Origin of the sequence: Candidatus Nitrosotalea sp. FS, assembly GCF_011319475.1 — an archaeon.
Taxonomy (GTDB): domain Archaea; phylum Thermoproteota; class Nitrososphaeria; order Nitrososphaerales; family Nitrosopumilaceae; genus Nitrosotalea.
Map to the genome: position 1 here is coordinate 5493 of NZ_RCMC01000198.1, position 2305 is coordinate 7797.

The following is a 2305-nucleotide window of genomic DNA, read 5'->3' on the forward strand; positions in this document are numbered from 1 at the left end:
TACTGCAATCAATCTTGTCGCTGACGCGCTGGTAGGTCATAACTAGTTTTGATTTTTTGTCAAGTGGAAAATTAGATGAACGATTTGTACTGTGAGTCTATAGTACTCACATCTCAAAAAAATATGATTAATTTAGAATATTACTACATCATTATTCTACACCAAGTTTTTAAATTATGTACGGGATGTATCAAAAATGAATAATCGACAAATTATGATTACCATTATGCAAAGTATGGTGGCTGATACAATTTGAAATATTACATAATTTTATGTTTAACAATAGTCTCTGCACTATTCTCAATTGCGGGCCATGATGCACATGCTCTCACATTCACAGCAACACAAAGCGGAGATTGGAATGATCCTGCTACCTGGGGAGGAAGTGTACCATCTTCTACTGATGACAAAATAATTCCATTTGGGGTATATGTCACTACATCCGATAACGTTGATAATGCAGGAACTATCACCGATAATGCTATAATTAAAATTGCATCTGGCATAACAATCAACAATACTGGAACAATCAAAGTGACAGGAGATAACGGAACTATTCTTAATAGCGGAATTATCCAGAATTATGGTACTATAATCAATGATGTAAATCGTTATGTTGCTAACAATTTTGGTGCGGTATTGAACAATCACTCGCATCACACTACAAGTAACTATGGTACGATTGTAAATCGTGGAACGATTACAAACTTTCAACTCTCTGAAATAGACAACTTTGGCACCATGGACAACGCCAATTTGATCCAAAATAAAGGAGGAAATTTGACTAATACTGGTACAATTAATGATATTTGCAAATCCGTATTCTCCAACTCAGTACATCTTACTGGTAATGCAGTCATCAAAGTACCATGTCCTTCAATCGCAATTACTCTCAGTCCAAGTGGCTCTGTTCTGCCTGGTACCGAAGTAGATCTTCGTGCCCACATGTTAAGTCCCTTCGGCTGGCAGAATCTATGGAGTCTGTCCGCGCCATCAGGTTCTACTTCATCTCTTGCGGGAACTGCTGGCGATTTTACGTATTTTGTTCCTGACATACCTGGAGTTTACAAAGTCACTTCAACAATTACTGACGATCTTGGTAATGTTGCTAGTGCATCAATTCAGGTACATGTAAAAAATCCTTAAAATATTGATACAAGATCTTTTTTTAGGATTGAAATTCATTTTTCATATCAAAATTATTTGAGGTTCTTCTTNATCTGCTTTCAAGGATAACTGGACTTGAAAAAGAAGTAAGTGCACTCCAACAAAAAACTAACACTCTGGAATCTGGTATGTCGCACCTAGAAGACTCGCATCAAAACGCCACATCTGATGACAGCGAAGAAAAACCAATCGCGGTTTTATCCAACTCAACTCACAATGATGGACACGACAATGAGCAAGATCACGAAAATGATGTGGACAAAGGAAATCATTTTGGTCCAGACAAGCAGAATGGCAATAAACACGAGCAGAACAAGGACTCTGACTAACAGTTAGTCCAAAGAACTCTGATTATTATTTCAAATCAACGTTTCATCCGATACAGGTTTCTTTTTGATACAACAACCGTCTTGTCTTCTTGATTGATCCCATCAAAATCTACTGCAATCAAACCAAACTCTTCATTGAGTTCACGTTTCTCAGAGATTCTAAATTTTATCTTTAACTTCTCTCCAGTGTAGAGTGGTTTTAGAAATCTAGTCTGCCTGTTGTTCCAGTCAGGGTCGCCGTCAACTCCATAAAAGATCAAGAGGTTACCATACATGATTCCAGTCTTGTAAACTCTCCTTCCATCTTGGACAGTATTGCTCTTCCTGATACCATTTTTTTCTCATTGGATGCTTCCTTGTTTTCATAAATGATATTTCTGATTCCTGAAAACAAGAGATAGCTGTCANTGACAGTATGGCTCGCCCTGATACCATTTTTTTCTCATTTGATGCTTCCTTGTTTTCATAAATGATATTTTTGATTCCTGAAAACAAGAGATAGCTGTCAAGTTCTGGTGGTGTAATTTCACATTCTGAATAAAACTCGTCTCCGACGTTTAGCTCAGAAAACTTTTTCATCAGGATCTTGTTTCATCTGGATAGTAAATTATCTCGGCATTTCCAACTGCTTTTCCAGATGTAAGATAGTTTACTGCCTTGATTGTATTCTCATTGACAGACTCTGTACCGTCAACACTTCCTGGCAGTACCAAGTACATTCGAAGTCTTGATTTTAGAACATCGCTTAGTTCTTGGTTGACAGTTGTTGCAAATGGTCGCAATGCTCCACGGAATACCTCTACTCTTGC

At 37.5% G+C, this 2305-nt stretch carries 2 protein-coding genes and 1 pseudogene; 1 reads left to right on the plus strand and 2 read right to left on the minus strand.

Translation table 11 applies throughout. From position 1 onward, the window contains the following. Positions 1-252 precede the first annotated feature (252 nt). Positions 253-1146, plus strand: a complete 894-nt coding sequence (locus DYY66_RS07255) for a hypothetical protein (RefSeq protein ID WP_166287549.1) — start codon at positions 253-255, stop codon at positions 1144-1146. A gap of 385 nt (positions 1147-1531) precedes the next feature. Here DYY66_RS07255 and DYY66_RS07265 read toward each other — a convergent pair whose 3' ends face one another. Both DYY66_RS07265 and DYY66_RS07275 read right to left on the minus strand, forming a co-directional pair. Next, positions 1532-1756: a MaoC family dehydratase gene (locus DYY66_RS07265; protein ID WP_166287555.1), complete on the minus strand. Its 225-nt coding sequence runs from the start codon at positions 1754-1756 to the stop codon at positions 1532-1534. Positions 1757-2074: 318 nt separating this feature from the next. Next, positions 2075-2305 (minus strand): annotated as a pseudogene (locus tag DYY66_RS07275) (alcohol dehydrogenase); the annotation flags it as partial.